Source organism: Ligilactobacillus sp. MP3, from assembly GCF_024436335.1.
Classification (GTDB): domain Bacteria; phylum Bacillota; class Bacilli; order Lactobacillales; family Lactobacillaceae; genus Ligilactobacillus; species Ligilactobacillus salivarius.
The window spans coordinates 166,601-187,526 of record NZ_JANFQI010000002.1 but is presented as its reverse complement, the minus strand read 5'-3'; the positions used below and the strand labels follow the sequence as shown (position 1 = coordinate 187,526).

General features: G+C 31.5%; 17 protein-coding genes. 1 reads left to right on the top strand and 16 read right to left on the bottom strand.

Features of this window, described 5'->3' with window-relative positions; all coding sequences use genetic code 11:
- Positions 1-7: 7 nt before the first annotated feature.
- From NOU10_RS02555 to NOU10_RS02515, 9 genes are all read right to left on the bottom strand, one after another.
- Positions 8-346: a putative DNA-binding protein gene (locus tag NOU10_RS02555; RefSeq protein ID WP_003699985.1), complete on the bottom strand. Its 339-nt coding sequence runs from the start codon at positions 344-346 to the stop codon at positions 8-10.
- Between the two features lie 18 nt (positions 347-364).
- Positions 365-1,636, bottom strand: coding sequence for a signal recognition particle-docking protein FtsY (ftsY, locus tag NOU10_RS02550; RefSeq protein WP_255905911.1), 1,272 nt, complete (start codon positions 1,634-1,636; stop codon positions 365-367).
- A gap of 11 nt (positions 1,637-1,647) precedes the next feature.
- The gene (smc, locus tag NOU10_RS02545) at positions 1,648-5,184 is read right to left on the bottom strand and encodes a chromosome segregation protein SMC (protein WP_255905910.1); all 3,537 of its coding nucleotides are present in this window, start codon (positions 5,182-5,184) and stop codon (positions 1,648-1,650) included.
- 14 nt (positions 5,185-5,198) lie between these two features.
- Positions 5,199-5,897, bottom strand: coding sequence for a ribonuclease III (rnc, locus tag NOU10_RS02540; RefSeq protein ID WP_255905909.1), 699 nt, complete (start codon positions 5,895-5,897; stop codon positions 5,199-5,201).
- Positions 5,898-6,050: 153 nt separating this feature from the next.
- Positions 6,051-6,293, bottom strand: a complete 243-nt coding sequence (gene acpP / locus NOU10_RS02535; protein WP_003699980.1) for an acyl carrier protein — start codon at positions 6,291-6,293, stop codon at positions 6,051-6,053.
- 76 nt (positions 6,294-6,369) lie between these two features.
- Positions 6,370-7,371 carry a phosphate acyltransferase PlsX gene (plsX, locus tag NOU10_RS02530; RefSeq protein ID WP_081540694.1) on the bottom strand — a complete coding sequence of 334 codons (1,002 nt, stop codon included), beginning with the start codon at positions 7,369-7,371 and terminating at the stop codon, positions 6,370-6,372.
- Positions 7,372-7,383: 12 nt separating this feature from the next.
- On the bottom strand, positions 7,384-9,420 hold the full coding sequence (recG, locus tag NOU10_RS02525) for an ATP-dependent DNA helicase RecG (RefSeq protein ID WP_255905908.1): 2,037 nt from the start codon (positions 9,418-9,420) through the stop codon (positions 7,384-7,386).
- 74 nt (positions 9,421-9,494) lie between these two features.
- Positions 9,495-11,195 carry a DAK2 domain-containing protein gene (locus NOU10_RS02520; RefSeq protein WP_069469439.1) on the bottom strand — a complete coding sequence of 567 codons (1,701 nt, stop codon included), beginning with the start codon at positions 11,193-11,195 and terminating at the stop codon, positions 9,495-9,497.
- 42 nt (positions 11,196-11,237) lie between these two features.
- The gene (locus tag NOU10_RS02515; RefSeq protein ID WP_003701710.1) at positions 11,238-11,600 is read right to left on the bottom strand and encodes an Asp23/Gls24 family envelope stress response protein; all 363 of its coding nucleotides are present in this window, start codon (positions 11,598-11,600) and stop codon (positions 11,238-11,240) included.
- Between the two features lie 264 nt (positions 11,601-11,864).
- On the opposite strand from NOU10_RS02515, the gene rpmB reads away from it, so the two are divergent.
- Complete coding sequence (gene rpmB, locus NOU10_RS02510; protein ID WP_003694225.1) at positions 11,865-12,050, top strand: 50S ribosomal protein L28; 186 nt, start codon at positions 11,865-11,867, stop codon at positions 12,048-12,050.
- Between the two features lie 71 nt (positions 12,051-12,121).
- On the opposite strand, the gene NOU10_RS02505 is transcribed toward rpmB, so the two are convergent.
- From NOU10_RS02505 to priA, 7 genes are read right to left on the bottom strand one after another with little or no spacing between them, the layout of a single operon-like run.
- Positions 12,122-12,784: a thiamine diphosphokinase gene (locus tag NOU10_RS02505; protein WP_255905907.1), complete on the bottom strand. Its 663-nt coding sequence runs from the start codon at positions 12,782-12,784 to the stop codon at positions 12,122-12,124.
- Positions 12,781-13,695: a ribosome small subunit-dependent GTPase A gene (rsgA, locus tag NOU10_RS02500; protein WP_255905906.1), complete on the bottom strand. Its 915-nt coding sequence runs from the start codon at positions 13,693-13,695 to the stop codon at positions 12,781-12,783. The genes NOU10_RS02505 and rsgA overlap by 4 nt, the downstream gene beginning before the upstream one ends.
- 45 nt (positions 13,696-13,740) lie before the next feature.
- Positions 13,741-15,444, bottom strand: coding sequence for a Stk1 family PASTA domain-containing Ser/Thr kinase (pknB, locus tag NOU10_RS02495; protein ID WP_255905905.1), 1,704 nt, complete (start codon positions 15,442-15,444; stop codon positions 13,741-13,743).
- Entirely contained in the window at positions 15,444-16,187 is a 744-nt protein-coding gene (locus NOU10_RS02490) for a Stp1/IreP family PP2C-type Ser/Thr phosphatase (RefSeq protein ID WP_003705984.1), read from the bottom strand. The genes pknB and NOU10_RS02490 overlap by 1 nt, the downstream gene beginning before the upstream one ends.
- Before the next feature lie 12 nt (positions 16,188-16,199).
- The gene (gene rsmB, locus NOU10_RS02485) at positions 16,200-17,537 is read right to left on the bottom strand and encodes a 16S rRNA (cytosine(967)-C(5))-methyltransferase RsmB (protein ID WP_255905904.1); all 1,338 of its coding nucleotides are present in this window, start codon (positions 17,535-17,537) and stop codon (positions 16,200-16,202) included.
- On the bottom strand, positions 17,527-18,483 hold the full coding sequence (gene fmt / locus NOU10_RS02480; RefSeq protein ID WP_255905903.1) for a methionyl-tRNA formyltransferase: 957 nt from the start codon (positions 18,481-18,483) through the stop codon (positions 17,527-17,529). Before fmt ends, rsmB begins: the two co-directional genes overlap by 11 nt.
- 17 nt (positions 18,484-18,500) lie before the next feature.
- Entirely contained in the window at positions 18,501-20,921 is a 2,421-nt protein-coding gene (gene priA / locus NOU10_RS02475; RefSeq protein ID WP_255905942.1) for a primosomal protein N', read from the bottom strand.
- Positions 20,922-20,926 lie beyond the last annotated feature (5 nt).

The window sequence follows — 20,926 nt, the reverse complement described above, 5'->3', positions numbered from 1 at the left end:
CCTACCTTTATTCTTCTAAACTTTCTAAACGATTAATTCTCGTTAATAATTCTTTGTCATATGCATAATTTTCTTCAACATACTTCAATAAATTATCTAGTTCTTCACTTTGTAGTTGGAAGTTCCTATATAAATGTAATTTACTCTCGTACTCTTCTAATATCTTTTCTGTTCTTCTTATATTATCATATACAGCTTGCCTTGAAACTTCATAATTTTCAGCAATTTCACCTAAAGAATAGTCATCTCGATAATACAATCCTATGTAGGTCATTTGTTTAGGCGTTAGCAATGGTTCATAAAAATCAAATAAAGCATTAATTCTATTAGTTTTTTCAATCGCCACTATATTTTCACCTACTTACTATTTACTTGGAGTAACTAATCCTTTGAATAATCCTACGACATATTCTTCTGGACTGAAATCACGTAAATCATCCATTTTTTCACCTAATCCCACTAATTTTACAGGTAAGTGTAATTCATTTCTTATTGCAAGTACAATACCACCTTTAGCAGTTCCATCTAATTTAGTTAGAACTATCCCTGTAACATTAGTAACATCTTTAAATTGCTTTGCTTGTGTTAAAGCATTTTGTCCTGTTGTAGCATCTAAAGCCAATAAAACTTCATGTGGTGCATCTGGAATTTCTCTTGTTATAACTCTAGCAATCTTTTCTAATTCTTTCATTAAGTTAACTTTATTCTGTAAACGACCAGCAGTATCAACTAATAAAATGTCATAGTCTTCTTCTTTAGCTTTCTTTACTGCATCAAATACTACAGCAGCAGGATCACTCTTTTCAACTTTTTTTACAACTGTTACACCTACACGTCGTCCCCATTCAGCTAACTGTTCAATTGCCCCAGCACGGAAAGTATCTGCTGCAGCTAGCATTACTTTTTTTCCTTCCATTTTATAACGATGGGCTAGTTTACCAATAGTTGTTGTCTTACCCACACCATTAACACCCACGAAAAGAAAAACTGTTGGTCCCTCGCTAGAAAAGTGTAAATTATTATCTTCCTCTTTTCCTTCGTTTTCGTAAATTTCAACAAGCTTTTCAATAATTGCATCAGAAATCTCATTTTTCTTTTTTGCATTTCTCAATTTAACTTCTTGTCTTAATTCATCGCTAATCTTCATAGCTGTTTCAAAGCCTACATCTGCTTCTATTAAAGTTTCTTCTAATTCTTCAAAGAAATCTTCATCTACATGTCTAAAATTAGCTAATAATGAATTTATCATTGCGCCAAAACCTTTTCGTGACTTTTCTAACCCTTTGTCATAGCGCTCTTCTTCATCACTTGAGACTTTTTCTTCAACTTTCAAGCTATCATTTTGTTCACTTGAATCATTCGAATTCTCTTCTTCAACAAATTCGCTATTATCTCCGTTTGAATCTAAGATTTCATCATTATCTTCTTCAGATTCATCACTATTTTTTTCTTGTGAATCAACACTTTGGTCAACATCTTCACTTGTTTTTTCTTCAGAAACTACATTACTATCTGAATCAGATGAGTTTTCTTCGCTCTGCATACTCTCTTCATCGTTATCAACAGTTTCTTGTTTTATTTTTTCTTCATCATCTTGACTAGAAAAAGCTTTTCTTATTCTATCAAAAAGTCCCATATTACCTCTCCTTAATCAATATCATCAAGAGCCACAGATACTATTTGTGAAACCCCTGATTCTTGCATAGTTACCCCATAAAGAACATCTGCGTTTATCATCGTTCCTTTTCTATGAGTTATCACTATAAATTGTGTTTCATTATCAAATTTTTGTAAATACTGTGCGTATCTAGCTACATTTGTATCATCTAAGGCTGCTTCCGCTTCATCTAAAATTACAAATGGTACAGGTCGCACTTTTAAAATAGCAAATAATAAGGTAATGGCCGTCAATGCTCTTTCTCCACCAGAAAGTAAACTTAATTGCTGTAATTTTTTGCCCGGTGGTTGTGCCATTATCTCAATTCCTGTTTCTAAAATATTTTCAGGATTAGTTAAGCTTAGTTTTGCATATCCACCAGAGAACATTATTGGAAATACCTCACTGAAAGCTTTCGACACTTGTTCAAATGTTTTTTGGAATCTATTCTTAACTTCTAAGTCCATTTCATTCATACTTACTTCTAACTGTTCTTTTGCCGATAGTAAGTCATTCTGTTGGCTATTTAAAAACTCATAACGTTCATTAACTCTTTCATATTCAGAAATAGCACCTATATTTACTACACCTAATTCATCTAATCCTAATTTTAATAACTTAAGTTTCTTTTCAATAGTGTTCAAGTCTTTTTCAGAAATTTGATGCTCTACTTCTTCAAAAGTCACCCCATAATTTTCTGATAAATCTTTTAGATTCCTATCCAAAATAGTATCACATTGACTTATACGTATACTTAACCTTTTTTGTTCCTCATAAGCTGAGCGCTGAAGTTCGTTAGTTCTTGTTAATTGTTCCTCAGCTTCTTTTACTTCTATGTGTAATTGCTTTCTTTCTTCCTGTGCATCTTTTAATTTCTTCTTTATGCTGTCAATCGTATTTCTTATATACTCTTGTTTATCCTTAATATCTTCTTTGGCACTTAAAGCAATTTTTTCTTTATTTTTTATTTTCGCAATAGCATCTTGCTGTTTCTTTAGTAATTCAGAAATATTTTCTTCTTGTGTCATTAATTCTTGCAACTGGAGTTTTAATCCTCTTAATTGTTCAATTATAACTGCCTCTCGTTGCTTATAACTGCTAATCTCTTCACGTTGCTTTTCTATACTATAAGAATTATGTTCTTCAGCTTTCGCTTTTTGAGTAATTAGCTGCTCTAAACTATCTATTTCTTTTGTTAAAGAGTGTAGTTTTTCTTTATTTTCTTCAAGATTTTGAGAAAGTATCTCTATATTTGTATACTTACTACTTTCCTTTAACTCTTTTAGTTTAATCGATTGGTGCTCATTTTCTATCTTAATAAGTTCGAATTTTCTACGATATTTATCTCTATCAGTTTGCAATCTATTCTTTTTAACTTGAAGGGTATCGATCTTATCTTGAATTTTTTTATATTCTTCGTGAACCTTTCCCCAATAGATTTCCATACCTTCTAATTTTTTCTTCATTACTTCGATATCGGATTGCAAATCTTCAATTTGTAATTTTTGTTCTAACAGACCTGACTTCTTTTGCCTTGTAGCACCACCTGTTATAGCACCACCAGGATTTACTACATCACCATTTAACGAAACAATTCTTACACCATAATTTAATTTTTTTGCAATTTCAGTAGCAAAATCTATATTTTTAGCGATTACTGTTGTTCCTAATAAATTTTGACTCACTTTTAAATTTTCCTTAGATACTTTAACAAGCTCGCTTGCAATACCAACATAGCCATCTAATGATTCTAAAGTTACTCTATATTGTTTATTCAGCATTCTAGCTTTAACTGTTTTTTGTGGTAAAAATGTTGCCCTACCTAGCCTGTTATGAGTCAGATGCTGTATAACTTTTTTAGCTACATTTTCGTCTGTAACAATAATATCTTGTAAGTGTCCACCTAAAGCTACTTCCATCGCCTGAGCATATTCTTTAGGAATTACAAATTCTTCTGCTACAGATCCGATAATACCAGATATATTTTTACGTTCTTTTAGTACTTCTCTAGCACCTTGATAATATCCTGTATAACTATCTGAAATACTTTTTAGTGTCTCTAATTTAGTCTGTGCACGTTGATAAATATCCCATGCCTTATTTCTATTATTTTTTAACTCACTATCCTTTTTAGATAGTTCGACTTCCTTAATTTTAAGTTCTTTTAAAGTAGTAACTATTTCTTGATACTTATTATCTTTATTATTAAGAGTAGTTTTTAATTCATCTAGCTGTAGTTTTAATTTATTTTTTTCATTCGTTATAATTTGAATATTCTTATTAGTCTCAGCTTGATTCTGACTTTTTTCTTCTAACTCTTGCTCAATATAATTATTACTATTATTGACTAAATTCTTCTCTTGTATCTTTCGATTTAATTCACTTTTTAGTTTTTCTAGAATTTCTTCTGGTTCTTTTACATTATCTATTATTTTTTCTAACTCTAATATTTTTTTAGATAGTTTTTCTCTGTCATCTTCCAAATTAGCTATTTTTTCTTTAACAGATTGTTTTCCAGTTCGAATTTCAGTCAAATTATCTAGATTAGCACTATATTGCTCTTGAAGTTCAGATAATCTTTCCTTTTGAAATTTTTCTTCTTGTCTAGACATATTTTGTTGTCCAGATATTTTTTCTTCTTGTCTTACAAGTTCCGTCAATTCATTTTGTTCATTGTCAATTAAACTCTCTAATTTCTTTTGTCTAGAATGTAATACTTCTACCTGTTTACTCTGTTCAGAAGTCATTCTTTCTTTGTCAGATAAAATTTTTATAACTTTTTGTAATTCCGATTCTTTTTGCTCTTTTTCCGAACTTTTTTGTGTGATTTCTAAGACTAATCTATCTCTATTTAATAAATCATATTGTTCTTTTTGACTTAAATAATCTTTTGCCTTACTAGCTTGTTGAGCTAAGGGATCACGCTGCCTACTTAACTCAGATAGTATATCTGCTACTCTCTTTAAATGCTCAGTTGTTTCAACAAGTTCACTTTCTGCTTTTTTCTTTTCTTTTTTATATTTTAAGACTCCAGCAACCTCTTCAATTAAAATACGTCTATCTTGAGGTTTGCTATTAAAAATAGACTCTACTCTTCCTTGAGATATAATCGAAAACGATTCTCTTCCTAACCCTGTGTCGATAAATAAATCTACGACATCTTTCAACCTGACTTTCTTTTCGTTTATGAAGAATTCACTATCACCCGAACGAAAGATTCTTCTTGTAATTCTTATTTCATTTGGCTGATTATATAGATATCCATCTTCATTATCAAGAACTAATGTCACTTCTGCTCTATTTAAAGCTGCACGTGTATCTGAGCCGGCAAAAATAATGTCCGGCATTTTACTACCACGCAAATTTTTAACTGACTGTTCACCTAAAACCCAACGTAACGCCTCTGTAATATTACTCTTTCCACTACCATTCGGGCCAACAATTCCAGTTAATCCATCTTGAAAATTTATAATTGTTTTATTTGCAAAAGACTTAAAACCATTTAAAGTAAGTGATTTTATTTTCATCTGTATACAAACTCCTACTTTCTGAGTTTCTTTAAAGCTTGATATGCTGCCATCTGTTCGGCAGCCTTTTTAGTACGTCCAGTACCTTCGCCCATGACTTCATTATTAACAACTACATTCATTGTATAGACACGTTCATTATCCGGACCTGTAACATTAACTTCATTATATTTAATTTTACATTCCCCGTTTTGTTGCAAGACTTCCTGTAATTCAGTCTTATTATCCATCATATGGTCAAACCAACCCAATTCTAATTTTGGAAAAATAACCTTAGAAATAAATCTTGCAACTTCATCTTTTCCTTGATCTAAATATAAAGCACCTATAAATGATTCAAAAATATCACATAACAAACTTGGACGCTGACGAGCATTTCCTTTTTCTTCACCTTTACCTAATCTAATATACTCATTAAAATGGCATTCAATAGCAAATTTACTAAAACTATCAGCTCTTACCATAGCCGCCCTTAGTCTTGACATTTTTCCTTCAGGCATTTCTGGATAATGTTCATAAATATATTCGGACACGCATAACTGCATTACAGCATCACCCAAAAATTCTATTCTTTCATAATATTTTAACTTTTTCTTTCTTTCTGGAGTTTCATTTACATACGATGCATGAGTAAATGCCGCATCCAATAAGTCTACATCTTTAAAAGTGATATCAAAATCTCTTTTTAACATTTCTTGTAATCCTTCAATCATTAATACCTCTCCTTAATAAAATTAATAAATTTCATATTTTCCGTTATATAAAGTAATCAATCATTATACAGTGGAGAATAAAAAATTCAAAACAACTATGACTTATTTATTATACCAAAAAAGCCGGCTATATGTGCCAGCTTCCATCTTAAATTATCCTTGATGACTATATATATATTTAACAGCATCACCAACAGTATGAATATTTTCAGCATCCTCATCTGGAATTTCTGCACCAAATACATCTTCCAATTCAAGGACAAATTCCACGATATCAATTGAATCTGCATCTAAATCTTCTTGAAAATTTAAATTTTCTGTAATTTCATCTGCTTTTATTTCAAATCTATCCTCAATAATCTCAGAAATTTTTTCAAATATCTCTTTTTCTGACATAAATTTGCCTTCTTTCAAATTTTTTACTACTTGTAGTTTACTAATTTTACTATTAAATGTCTAGCTTAGTTTAGAATTATACATTCTTGTTAAAATAATCTGTAAATTTCGATAACATATCATTTTCTAGCATATCATTGATTTGTTTAACTGTATAATATACTGTTTCTGCATCTGATGCACCATGAGCCTTTACAACTGGGGCCTTAGCTCCCAATAATACTGCACCACCATATTGAGATGCACTCATTTTATTACGAATCTTCATAATACTTGGTTTTAATAATAAACCACCAATTTTTCCTAGTAGACCAGCTGACATTATAGTATCTTTTAAGAGATGCATAGCTGTACCGGCTGTACCTTCTATAGCCTTCAAGACTGCATTACCAGTAAAGCCATCTGCTACTACTACATCGCAAACACCTTTCAAAATATCCTTTGATTCTACATTACCAACAAAATTAATACTACTATCAGCTGCTATTAAATTATGTGCTTCAAGTGTTAATTTACTTCCCTTGTGTGGCTCAGTTCCATTATTTAACAAACCTATTCTTGGATTTTTAATATTTCTAACACTTTCAGCATAATATTTTCCCAATAAAGCATATTGATATAGCTGTTCTGGCTTATTATCAGCATTAGCTCCACTATCCAAAAGATTAAATGCTCCACCTTCTTTAGTTAATACTGGTAGAGTCGACAGTAATCCTGGACGAGCAATTCCTTTTATTCTACCAACAATTAATAAACCAGCCGCTAATAATGCTCCTGTATTTCCACAAGAAAATAATGCATCAGCCTTTCCTTCTTTTACAGCATATGCTGCTCTAACTAAAGAAGAATCTTTTTTTCTTCTAATTGCTTTAACTGGCTCATCATTCATGTCAATAACTTCAGTAGTTTGGATAATTTCAATATTTTTATCACTTGTTAGAATTTTTCTTATCTTCTGTTCATCACCAAATAACATAAATCTGAGATCCGGATATTTATTTCTCGCCTTTTCTACACCCTCAACTACACTTTGTGGTGCAAAATCTCCACCCATAGCGTCAACAGCAATTTTTTTCATCTTTACCATCTCCTAATCAATAATTTCCTCTTGGGCAAACTGTCTATTCAAATGCTTGATTAATTCAAAATTCTCTTCCTTTGTTTCAAAATTAGGACTAAAAACAACATTATGTGCTTCCTCTTGAGCAACTTGTAATATATTCAAATTTACTACTGGATCCCCCACTTTAAATTCAGGTAAACCTGACTGCTTTTTCCCTAGAACTTCACCAGGACCTCGCAATTCTAAATCTTTTTGCGAAATTAAGAATCCATCATTAGTTTCCGTCATTATTTTCATACGTTCTTTACCATACTCACTCTTAGGATCTGCCACTAAAATACAATATGATTCCTTACTACCACGTCCTACCCTTCCACGAAGTTGGTGTAATTGGGCTAGACCAAATCTATCTGCATCCAAAATGATCATTACAGTAGCATTAGGAACATCTACCCCTACCTCAATAACAGTCGTAGAAACAAGGATGGAAACCTCCTTATTTTTAAAAGCTTGCATGGCCTGCTCTTTTTCATTAGCATCCATCTTTCCATGTAATAATGCTACTTTTTCAGAACCAAAGTATTCTTTTGCCTTCTCAAAAACTTCTTCTGCATTTTGTAAATCTAATAATTCAGATTCTTCTACTAAAGGGGAAATAATATAGGCTTGTGTTCCTAATTCGAGCTGCCTTTTAACAAATTCAAATACATTTTTTACTTGTTTCTTCTTAACCCAGCTTGTTTTAACAGGTTGTCTCCCTTTTGGAAGCTCATCTATTATAGACACATCCATCTCACCGTACGTAGTGATTGCTAATGTACGAGGGATAGGAGTAGCAGTCATAGCTAAAATTTCAGGATTAACTCCTTTTTTCCTTAAAATTCTTCTCTGATTAACACCAAATCTGTGTTGTTCATCAGTAATAGCTAATCCTAAATTGTGAAATTCAATATTATCTTGGATAACAGCATGTGTTCCAATGACAATATCAATATCACCATTTTTTAAATGCTTTAATAATTCTCTCTTAACTTTTACTCTGCTCAATGAAGAACTTGTCATTAAAGCTACACTTATCCCATATTGCTCAAATAAATTAGCTAATTTTTCTGCGTGTTGCTGAGCTAATATTTCCGTCGGAGCCATTAATACTGCTTGAAAACCTGCAGTTACTGTAGCATACATAGCAATTGCAGCAATAATAGTCTTACCGGATCCAACATCACCTTGTAGCAATCTATTCATATGATTTGAACTTAACATATCTGCACAAATTTCATTTACTACTCTTTTTTGTGCTTTCGTTAATTCAAAAGGCAATCCTTTAATGAACTCTTTCAATTTTTCATTATTATACTTAATCCTCAACCCCATATTTTTATGATTATCCCTTTTTAAAAGTTGAAGACCAGCTTCAAAACTAAAAAATTCATCAAATATTGCACTTCTTCTAGCCAAATCTGCCTCCTTTTTCGTCGAAGGAAAATGCATATCATGAATCATTTGCTTTCTATTCTCTAAATGATATTTTATACGAATACTTTCAGGAACAACATCTCTAATATAGGAATTATATTCATCATATGCTTGTTTTACTAATTGCTTAACTACACTTTCCTTGATATCTTTAGACGAACGATATACTCCCACAAAATCATTAGTCTTTCTAGAGATTATCTTTATGCCAGATAAACTTTGCCTCAAAGCATCATATTTGCCATATACAGCTAGCTCTTGTCCTGTAGTTACCTGTTTTGATATCCATGGTTGATTAAAAAACGTTACACCAATCACGTCATGATTAATTAATAACTTAAAATTTAACCTACTCTTTTTTCTACCAAATCTTACTAAAACAGGTTCAGATGCCACTATGCCTTTTAGTGTAACTTTTTCTTGACTATTTATCTCTTCTAAATTTTTGACCGCAATATCATTATATCTAAAAGGATAGAATGTCAATAAATCTTCAATCGTATTAACTCCTAATTTATTAAGAGCCTGTATTTTCTTAGGACCAACACCTCGTAAAACTCCGACTGAATCACCCAAATTCATCAACATCACTCCTTTTAAAATCTACTTAAAAAGGAGCAAAAGAACTCATATCTCCCACTCCTTTAAAATAATAAAATATTTTACTCAACAGAAATTAGATAAGGATAAACAGGTTGATCCCCTTCGTGGATCTCTACTTCTAAGTCATCATCGATATCAAGAATTGCCTGCTCAATTTCTTTAGCTTCAGCTTCATTACCATCTTCACCATAAATGATAGTTACAACTTCACTATCATCATCAAGCATTGATTCTACCATTGAAATTGCAGCAGTTTTAGAATCACTAGCAGTAACTGTAATATCTCCATCCACAATTCCCATATAATCGTCCTTTTTAATTTCCTTACCATTTAGAGTTGTATCTCTAACTGCGATCGTTACTTGACCAGATTTCACAGAAGATATATTTTCTTCCATATCTGTTACGTTATCTTCAAGATCCATATCCGGATTGAATGCAAATATTCCTGACAATCCCTCCAAAACAGATCTAGATTGTACAACCTTAACAGGAATATCTACTAATTCAGTTGCTTGCTTAGCAGCTAGGAATATATTTTTGTTGTTAGGGAAAATAATGAATTTCTTAGCTGAACTAGCAGAGATAATATCAACAAAATCTTGTGTACTTGGGTTCATTGTTTGACCACCATCTAAGATATCTGTTGCACCTAAACTAATAAATAAGTCTTTCAATCCTTTTCCAGAAACAACTGTTAATATTCCATAATCGCCAGCATTCTTTCTAGCATCAGCTAACTTCTTAGCTTCTACATCATCTTTATTATTATCTTCATCTTTTTCAAGAATAGTTTCATGTTGTAATCGCATGTTGTCAACTTTAACCTTGATTAAAGAACCGAATTCTTGACCGTAGGATAAAACTTTGCCTGGATGTTCAGTATGTACATGAACCTTAACAACTTCATCATCCGCAATTACTAGTAAAGAGTCTCCAATTTCAGCCAAATGATTTCTAAATTTATCGTACTCAAATTCTTGGTCTACTAAGCGCCCTGCACCTAACTTTACCATTATTTCAGTACAGTAACCATATTTAATATCCTCTGTATGTAACTGACTTTGGACACTCTTATGATGTTCAGCATTTACCATTTCGTCCATTTCTTCTACATTAGGTACATGCTCATCATCGGTAATATTTCCTGATAAAGCTTCATAGAAACCTTCATATACAAATGTTAGCCCTTGACCACCAGAATCCACTACACCTACTTCTTTTAAAACCGGTAAAAGTTCTGGAGTTGTTGCCAATGCTTGCTTAGCAGCTTCATAAGTTGCTTCCATAACTTCAACACAATCATCTGTATTTTTTACTGTATTTCTAGCAGCTTCAGCAGCTTTACGAGCAACTGTTAAAATAGTTCCTTCAGTTGGTTTCATAACTGCTTTATATGCAGTCTCAACTCCACTTGTAATTGCATCTGCTAAATCTTGAGCTGTTAAATTTTCTTTTTTAGCCATACTCTTGCTAAAACCACGGAAAATTTGAGATAAAATAACACCTGAATTACCTCTAGCACCCATCAACAAACCTTTAGCTAAAGCTACTCCTAGGTCCCCTACCTTAGTAGATGTTGATTCTGAAACATATTTATATCCACTAGCTAGGGATAAACTCATATTGGTTCCTGTATCACCATCAGGAACTGGAAAAACGTTTAATGAATTAATAAATTCAGCATTTTTATTTAACTTATTAGAACTTGTCAGTACCATTTTTCGGAACTCTGACTCAGTAATCTTAGCGACTTTCAAATTAAAATTATCCTCCTTGGCAGTCTAGATTCCAAAATATATTTAATCTCCAATAACACGTACACCTTGTACAATGACGTTAACCGACTCAGCTTTAACTCCAAGCATAGATTCTAAGTTATATTTTACTTTACTTTGTACATTACGACATACTTCAGAAATTTTTGTACCATAACCTGCAATAATATAAACGTCAATAGCTACTCCATCTTCTTGTTGGCGAACAACTACACCCTTGGAATAGTTATCACGACGTAAAATTTCATTTAAATTATCACGAATTTGATTCTTACTAGCCATGCCAACAATACCGAAAATTTCAGTAGCAGCTCCACCAACAACTGTTGCAATAACATCATTGGAAATATCAATATTACCTAATTGGTTTTGAATTTTTACAGCCATAATATATAGCCTCCTTAACTGATTGGCATTCATACAAATAATTATTCTATCATATTTATGATACAATTAAAATCATCTTTAAACCAGAATATTTTATCTGATTATCAAAAAATTATCTATTTTGAAGTCATTTTATTCAAATAAAGGTGTAAAGTAAATTAACTTTACAAAAAAATGTTGCAATCATTCTCTATCTATGATAATTTTATTTAGTGGATAAGCATTTTTTGCTTTATTTGAGATTGAAATGGAGGATATATAGCAATGGCAAAAGATTTTGTTACAGGTCGTAAGACAACTTTTGGTAAGAAACGTTCTCACGCTTTGAACCAAACAAATCGTAGCTGGAAGCCAAACTTGCAAAAAGTTCGTATTTTAGTTGATGGTAAGCCTAAGAAAGTTTGGGTTTCAACTCGTGCTTTGAAGTCTGGCAAGGTTACTCGTGTCTAATAGATAACAAGTAATATACTAAAAAACAAAGGTCATAATGTTTCGAATTGAAGCATTATGACCTTTTACTTTTAATCTTTACTTTGAATAACACAAAGTAGTCCACTTTTAAAACTAAAGCTAGCTTTATCCCCTACAAATTCATTACTTGCTAATGCAATGGGGTAAGCATAGTTAGCATTATTCAATTTATATTTTTCATCATATAAATTTAAATCTTTAATTTCTTCTAATGGTATGAATGCCAAGTAATCAAAGTTTTCCTCTTTATTTATAGTATACTTACCTGGCAAAAAGAAATTTATAATATTTCTTCTATCAATAATTTTTATTTTGTCTGCATAAAATCTAAATTCTGGCTTTAAAACAAACATTATATTAGCCAATAAGTGATCTATTCTTCCACCTGTAGCTCCATAGATAGTAATTTTTTTTGGGTGATATTTATCTATTGCTAACTTTATAGATAATTCAGTGTCGGTGTAGTCTTTTTCTGGTTTAAAAGTTATTAATTCAGGTACATTTTCCTTCACTAATTCTATCTCTTCTTCACTAGAAGAATCAAAGTCTCCAACTGCAAATAGTAAGGATTGGTGATGTTTAACCAAATCTACTGCACCTTTATCCGCTCCTATCCAATGATCTTCACTAAAACTGTTTTTCCAAAAATTTTCAGGTAATTCTTCACGTGGTCCACCAACCAAAATATTTATTGTCATTTCATTGTCCATCATTTATACCTAACCTTTTTATTAGCTAACATATCTTGAAACTGTACATAATTAATGTATCTATTTTCCAAAATTTCACCCTTGTTTACTGCATCTTTAACAGCACATTTAGGTTCTTTTAAATGTAAGCATCCTCTAAATTTACAGTTATCTTGATATTTAACAAAATCTGGATACATTAATGGTAATGTATCTTTTGTTATATTTAATAACTCAAATGATGAGAATCCTGGTGTATCAGCAATCATTACACCATTAATATCTAATAAAGTTACTTTTCTTGTCGTATGTTTTCCTCTACTTAATGCTTTAGAAATCTTACCTGTTTCTAACCTTAAATCTGGCTTTAAATCATTAAGTAAAGTAGACTTACCTGCTCCAGTTTGTCCCATCACAACCACTATTTCATTAGTTAAATCACTCATCAAATTATTTAATACATTTTGTCTGTTTTCATTTTCAAATGAAATATAGCACGAATAATACTTACTATAATAATTAAAGTAAGATTCAAATTTTTCTCTTTGTTCTTGGTTTAACAAATCTGCTTTTGAAAAAAATAAAACTGGTCTTACATTATTACTTTCTAACATTACTAACTGTCTGTCTAATAAATTTGGAGAAAAATCTGGCTCTACACACGCCGAAACAACAATAGCTGTATCTATGTTAGCTATAGGCGGTCTCACCAACTGATTCTTACGAGGATAAATTTTTAATATATATCCATCACCATTGTCGTCAATTTTAAAGTCTACCCAATCACCAACTACTGGTGTCATTTTCTTTTTCCTAAAATTTCCTCTTGCTCTTGTTCTATACTCTTTATCTTCTACTAAAACATCATAATACCCACTTAGTGATTGCTTTATGCGCCCTTTTGTCGTCAAAAAATATCCTACTTCCTTTCTCATTAATATAAAAAAGTAGAGAAATACATCCTATATTTCCTCACTTTATTATTTAGCTAACACAACAATTACTTGTGATCCTCTCTCAACAATAGCATTGGGTGCTGGACCTTGTCTCACAACTTCACCACTTTTAAACTTATCAGATGCCTCGTACTGAAAAACTACATCTATATTCTGTTGCTTAGCGTAACTTTCAATTTGAGATTTATTCATCCCACTAAACATTTTTAACCTAAAATGAACGGGACCTTTACTAACTGTAAATGTAACGGTTGTTTGACTCATAACAACAGCAGCACTTGGCTTTAAACTTTGAGATATTATTGAATCTTTAGTAACGTCATCAGTATACTTCAATTTCTTATAAACATGTACACCTTGATTTTCAAGTCTCTCTTTAACATCATCATAATTTTGTCCGCGATAATCGCCAAATGGTTTCTTATCTGGTCCCTTAGATATTACCAAACCTACCGATGTTTTTTGCCGTACATTTGATCCCTGCTTAGGATTAGTACTAACTATTTGGCCATAATTATATAAATTTGAATATTTTTCCGTAACTTTACCTATTTCTAATTTCTTGTTATCAAGAATGCTTTCAGCCTGCGTTTGAGTCATTCCTCTTAAATCTGGCATAGTAATTACTTTGGGAGTTGTAATTAAAGCAAAAATCACAACCGAAATAACGATTAAAGCTAATATTATTGCCCCAACTGTAATACCTCTTTTTTTTCTGCTCCACTTTTGTTTTTTCTCTCTAGTCTTAGTAGTTTCTTCGTTCTTCTTTATAGCATCTTCTGAGAGAATTAAAGTTTTAGTTTCATCTAAATTTTCGTCAATAAAACTGTCTTTTATTTGAGGTAATATCTTTGTTTCTTCATCAACAAAATTTTGCGGTCTCCATACTTTTTCGTTTTTTCTATCTTCATCTAAAACTGTTCTTAAATCATCCGCCATTTCTGCCACTGTTTTATATCGGTCATTTAAATTTTTAGCAGTCGCATGCAATATGACATTCTCTAGGGATTGTGGAATATTATTATCATAATTACGAACAGATGGCATATCATTACGATAATGCTTTAAAGCTACAGAGATAGCTGTCTCTCCTTGGTACGGAACTTCACCAGTTAACATTTCAAACAAAATTATTCCTAAAGAATAAATATCGGATTGCTTAGTTACCATACTTCCTCTTGCTTGTTCAGGTGAAATATAATGTACTGAACCAACTAATGTATTAGTCTGAGTCATTGTAAATTCCGCAACTGCAACAGCAATTCCAAAATCAGTAATCTTAACTGTCCCATTCTTATCAATTAAAATATTTTTCGGCTTTAAATCTCTATGAATTATATTGTGTGCATGCGCATCCTCTACAGCCGATAAGATTTGCTCCATAATTTCTATTACACGTTCGTATGGAAGTTTATGATTTTTCTTTATGTATGCTTTTAAATCCATACCATCTACATATTCCATAACTAGATACTGCATACCATCATCTGTTTGATCAATGTCATAAATGTTAACTATATTAGGATTAGTTAATTCTGTTAATGACATCGCTTCTCTATGAAATCTCCTCAAAGAAGCAGGATCATTTTGTAAATCTAGTCTTAAAACTTTCACCGTAACTGGTCGATTTAAAATTAAATCATCAGCTAAATAAACATTAGCCATTCCACCTTCACCTAGAACACGTCGAATCTTATAACGGCCATTCAAAACGTATCCTGGTCCCATTAATATTTCACCTCTTCATCAAACGACACAAGTAATACAGAAATATTATCATTTCCTCCTGCTCTATTAGCCTCATCAACCAATCTTTGACATTTATCAGGTAAAGATTCAGATATATTTAATAAACGTTCTAACTTCGTATCTTCAACCATATTAGTTAAGCCATCTGTACATAACATCAAAATGCTATTTTTAGTAATTTGAAAAAATTCTTCATCTAATTCTGAATTTTCCGATATTCCTAAAGATCGTGTGATGATATTCTTTTTAGGATGATGCTCAGCCTCTTCTGGACTTAATTCACCCTCTTTTATTAATTCATTGACTAGAGAATGATCTTCTGTAACCCTAGTAAGATTTCCTTTTTCTAAAATATATCCCCTACTGTCACCTATATGTGCTAGTAAAAATTCTTGTTCAAATATGATAGCTACTACTAATGTTGTTCCCATACCACGTAAATCTTTATAATGAAGAGAATTTTTTAAAATTAAACTATTTTCTTCATCTACTTTTTTAGAAAGCCAAGTACTTGCTTGAGAAATAGAAAAAAAACTTGTTTCACTAAAGTAATAGCCTAGATGGGATACTGCCATTTCTGAAGCTACTTCTCCCCCGTTATGGCCACCTAATCCATCAGCCACAATTACCATTACTGCTCCAGCTTTATTGACAAATTTTCCAACATAGTCTTCATTATTTTTTCTCATTTTTCCTAAATCACTTAAATATGCAATCTCCATACTCATCAACTCCTATTTTTTACGTAGCGTTGCTATAAAGAAACCATCCGACATGTAATCATCTGGATATATGGTTAAAGAAAGTGTATCTCTTTCATCTTTTAATTTATTTTTTGTATAAGTCTTTTCTTGAACAAACTCTGGATGCTTTTTAAGAAAATCATCAATAACTTTTTGATTTTCAATATTTAAAATTGTACATGTACTATAAGTCAAGTATCCACCTTTTTTTAATAAAGGTGCTATTTTTTCTAAAATATTAACTTGAATATCATGTAGACTATATGAGTCAGCCAACTTTTTTTCATATTTTACTTCTGGTTTTCTTCTCATTAAGCCTAATCCAGAACAAGGTGCATCTACTAAAATTTTATCAAATTTTTCCGAATCAAATTCTGTTATCGCCTTTCTCGCATCTAATTGTTTAGCTGATACTTTAGATATTAATCCTAATTTATTAGCATTTTCTTCTATCAATTTCACCTTATGTTTGTGAATATCTAAAGCCCAAACTTTTCCTTCACCTGTCATTAATTTTTCAGCTATTTGTGTTGTTTTACCACCAGGAGCAGCACAAGCATCTAGAACTATATCATCTTCTTGAATATCCATACTTTCAACAGCTAACATTGCACTTTCATCTTGAATTATCATCTTTCCATTTCGAAATTCTGAACTCTTTGGTAAGAAACCCCCATCTACTATTAAAGCATCTGGTGTAACTTCACTTTCTCTAATCGTATAGCCATCATTCTTTAGTTCATTTACTAAAATTTGCTTGTTAACTTTATGAGTATTGATTCTTACACTATGCTTTGGAGAAGTATTTATTGTATCTAATATCGACTCGACTTTAGTAATTCCTAATTCCTTAATTAATTCTTCCACTAGCCACTCAGGGGTACTAGTCCCTATACTCAACCTTGTAATATCGTTATCAATTTCATTAACTTCTCTCAAACCATTTCTTCTGATTGAATGCAGCACACCTGTAACAAATTTTCTAATACCGGTATGTCCCTTGATTTTTGCTATTTCAATAGATTCATTAAATACAGCTCGGTCTGGAATTTTATCTAAATAAACTATTTGATACAATGATACTAATAATAATTCCTTAACCCATAATTGTAACCTATTTGCCTTCTTAATAAATGGTTCTAACCAATATTCTAAAGTTAACTTATGTTGTATTACTCCATAAACAATTGTTGTTAATAATTTTGTATCTTTAACAGAAAGGTTATTTTCTTCTATCACTTTATTTAATGCTAGATTTGAATATGTACCTTGACTTTCAACTCTAGTTAGTAATTCAACTGCTAGTAATCTAACTGTCTTATTCTTCATCTTCAATTATCCTTTGTCCAATTTTTAATCCTTGTCCAACTCCATTTAAATATGAAGTTATATCCATTTTTTGTTTACCTGCCGGTTGTAATTCAATAATTGAATAAACAGTCCCATTATATGCAGATACTTTTAACTCATGCTTATCAACATTCACAACATATCCTGGAGCGAATTCTGTTTTTTCTTCAAGTGGTTTAATACCCCATAACTTCGTTCTCTTTCCTTTGAAATTTTTAAAATAAGCTCCAGGTGCTGGGCGTAATGCTCTCGTCTTCCAATCAATTTCTTTAGCTTCTAAATTTAAGTGTAAAATTTCTTCTTCTGGTTTGATATTAGGTGAAAAAACAACTTTATTTTCATCTTGTTTTACAGCTTCAACATTACCAGAAATAATTTTAGGTAATGTTTCTAGAAGCACATCTCTTCCTAAAATACTCATTTTTTCAAAAATAGTTCCAGTATCATCTGTAGATTCTATTTTTAATTCAGCTTGAGCTAGCATATCCCCAGCATCCATTTTCTTAACCATATAAATAATAGTTACACCTGTCTTATCATCACCATTCATAATTGAATATTGTACAGGAGCACCGCCTCTATATTTAGGCAATAATGATCCATGAACATTAATTGCAGCAATTTTTGCACTTTCAATTAATTTTGTTGGTAAAAATTGACCGTATGCTGCTGTTACTATTAAATCTGGTTGTAAGTCTATTATTTCCTGCATTTCATCACTGCCACTTAATTTTACCGGTTGAAATACTTTTATACCGTACTTCAAAGCAACTTCTTTTACAGGTGAGGCATGTAGTACTCTCTTTCTTCCAACAGGTCTATCAGGTTGTGTGACCACAGCTAAAACATTATAACCATTTTCAATAATTCCTTCTAAAATTGGTGCAGCAAAAGCTGGTGTTCCCATAAATACAATATTTGTCATAATATCACGTCCTTAACTTAGTTAAATTTCAATGGTTCTCTATCTATCACAATTTGTATACCTTCTCTTTCAATTCTTTGACTTGAAAGAAGTAAATCTTGTAAATAGTTAATTAATTTTGTTTCTTTTTTATATTTAATAACAATTTGATAATAATAACGATTATTTATTTTAGTAACCGTCTGTGGAGTTGGACCCAATATAATAGTTCCTTTAGAGACATTCATCCTTACTTCATTGTTTATTTTAAAAATAGTTCTAGCCGTCAATGACTCTGAATTAGAACTTACTGTTATCTTTAATGTATAGTAATACGGTGGATAATTTAAATTATGTCTAAGTTCCATTTCTTTATAGAAAAAATTTTCATAATCGTGATTCTGAGCTAGTCTTATAGCATAATGATCAGGATTAAAAGTTTGAATAATAACCTCTCCATCTTTATCAGCACGTCCAGCACGTCCACTAACTTGTGTTAAAAGTTGAAAAGTTCTCTCACTTGCTCTAAAATCCGATATCCCAAGTGATGTATCTGCATTTAAAACTCCAACAAAAGTCACATTTGGAAAATCTAGTCCTTTAGCTATCATTTGCGTTCCAAGTAAAATATCAGCCTTTCCATCTCCAAATGTTCTTAATAGTTTCTCATGTGCTCCTTTTTTTCTAGTTGTATCTACATCCATTCTTAAAATTCGGGCTTGTGGAAATAGACCTTTTAGCTCTTTTTCAATTTTTTGTGTCCCAGTACCATAATATCTTATTTTTTTGCTACTACAACTAGGACATTCATATGGTATTCTCGTTTCATATCCACAATAATGACACTTTAAAGATCTGCTATCTAAATGAACTGTCAAAGAAATATCACAGTTAGGACACTTTATTACATAACCACACTCTCTACACATCATAAACGTCGAATACCCTCTACGATTTAATAGAAGCACTATTTGTTCCTTTTTATCTAGTTTTTCCTGAATTGAATTAACCATTTTAAGAGAAAAATCTGGAATTGGAGAGGTTTTTACTGCCTCTCTCATATCAACAATTTGTACTTTAGGTAGCTTTTGATCGTTAACTCTTTTAGTTAATCTTAACCAATCATATACTCCTTTTTGTGCCCTAGCTCTAGACTCTAGTGATGGGGTTGCACTCCCGAAAATAACAGGACATGAGTGATATATTCCACGCCATTTAGCAACATCTTTTGCATTATATCTAGGCATTTCATCTTGCTTGTAACTAGATTCATGTTCCTCATCCACTATTATGACTCCTAAATTTTTCAAAGGAGCAAAAATAGCAGATCGCGCTCCTACAACTACCTGTGCTTCTTCTCTCTCTATTCTTCTCCATTCATCGTATTTTTCTCCTATAGAAAGCCCACTATGCAAAACTGCAACTTTGGTGCCAAACCTAGCTCTAAATCTTTTTACCATTTGCGGTGTTAACGATATTTCAGGAACCAATACAATAGCTGTTTTCCCTTGATTAAGAGCAGTATCTATTACTTGTAAATATACCTCTGTTTTTCCACTTCCTGTTACCCCTTGAAGCAAAGATACTCGCGCTTTATCGTTTTCGATATCATTATCTAATTTTTTCACAACTTTACTTTGTTCTTGTGTAAGCTTATGCTTTTTTTCATAATAACTCTTATAGTTAGCAAATGGATCGCGATATTTTTCAACTTTTACTACATCTATCCATCCTTTTTCACTAGCATTTTTTATATCAGCATTAGTAAAATTGTATTTTTCCCTCAATTCACTTTGCCGTATTTTTGACCCCACAGGAAACTCTTTTAATGTATTTAGTAACTTTTTTTGTTTGCTGGCATTAGGGGAAATACTTCCTAACTCATTCTCATACTCTTGTAAAGATAATTTTGTCTTAACCACTGAAACTAACTTTGCTTTAGCCTTATTTTTTACAATGTAGTCTACTTTTATTTTTCCTTGCTTTCTTAACTGTAATAATTTATTTATCGTACTAGAATTTACTTTTTTATCACTATCTAATAAATCAGATTTGCCTGAAAATAGCTCTTTAACTTTTTCATCTTGCTCTCCAATATAAGTAAACTTTCGCTCATATTTAGCTTTCATAATACTTGGAAGCATTACTTGAAGGCACCTAATTTTGAATGAAAAAGTATACTTTGACAACCAATCTGCAATTTCCAACATTTCTTCATTCAATACAGGTTCCAAATCTAATACACTATCAATTTCTTTTATATTATCTATATTTTCACTACTAGACTTAAAATTTATAATAAATCCCTGAATCAATCTATTTCCCTTTCCAAAGGGAACTACTACCCTCATTCCTTTTTCTAGTTGTCCCTGCAAATTTTCAGGTATTTTATAAGTAAATGGTTTATTAGTTTGCATTGTAGGTACATCTACAATAACTTCAGCAAAATTTTTTAAAATTTTAA

Coding starts and splice junctions, on each gene's coding strand:
- smc (WP_255905910.1), bottom strand. CDS start 5,184: ATGAAAATAAAATCACTTACTTTAAATGGTTTTAAGTCTTTTGCAAAT.
- rsmB (WP_255905904.1), bottom strand. CDS start 17,537: ATGAAGAATAAGACAGTTAGATTACTAGCAGTTGAATTACTAACTAGA.
- pknB (WP_255905905.1), bottom strand. CDS start 15,444: ATGGGACCAGGATACGTTTTGAATGGCCGTTATAAGATTCGACGTGTT.
- fmt (WP_255905903.1), bottom strand. CDS start 18,483: ATGACAAATATTGTATTTATGGGAACACCAGCTTTTGCTGCACCAATT.
- rnc (WP_255905909.1), bottom strand. CDS start 5,897: ATGATTGAAGGATTACAAGAAATGTTAAAAAGAGATTTTGATATCACT.
- rsgA (WP_255905906.1), bottom strand. CDS start 13,695: ATGAGAAAGGAAGTAGGATATTTTTTGACGACAAAAGGGCGCATAAAG.
- rpmB (WP_003694225.1), top strand. CDS start 11,865: ATGGCAAAAGATTTTGTTACAGGTCGTAAGACAACTTTTGGTAAGAAA.
- NOU10_RS02505 (WP_255905907.1), bottom strand. CDS start 12,784: ATGATGGACAATGAAATGACAATAAATATTTTGGTTGGTGGACCACGT.
- plsX (WP_081540694.1), bottom strand. CDS start 7,371: ATGAAAAAAATTGCTGTTGACGCTATGGGTGGAGATTTTGCACCACAA.
- acpP (WP_003699980.1), bottom strand. CDS start 6,293: ATGTCAGAAAAAGAGATATTTGAAAAAATTTCTGAGATTATTGAGGAT.
- NOU10_RS02515 (WP_003701710.1), bottom strand. CDS start 11,600: ATGGCTGTAAAAATTCAAAACCAATTAGGTAATATTGATATTTCCAAT.
- ftsY (WP_255905911.1), bottom strand. CDS start 1,636: ATGGGACTTTTTGATAGAATAAGAAAAGCTTTTTCTAGTCAAGATGAT.
- NOU10_RS02490 (WP_003705984.1), bottom strand. CDS start 16,187: ATGGAGATTGCATATTTAAGTGATTTAGGAAAAATGAGAAAAAATAAT.
- recG (WP_255905908.1), bottom strand. CDS start 9,420: ATGTTGATGAATTTGGGTGATTCAGTCGGAGTTTTACGAGGTGTTGGT.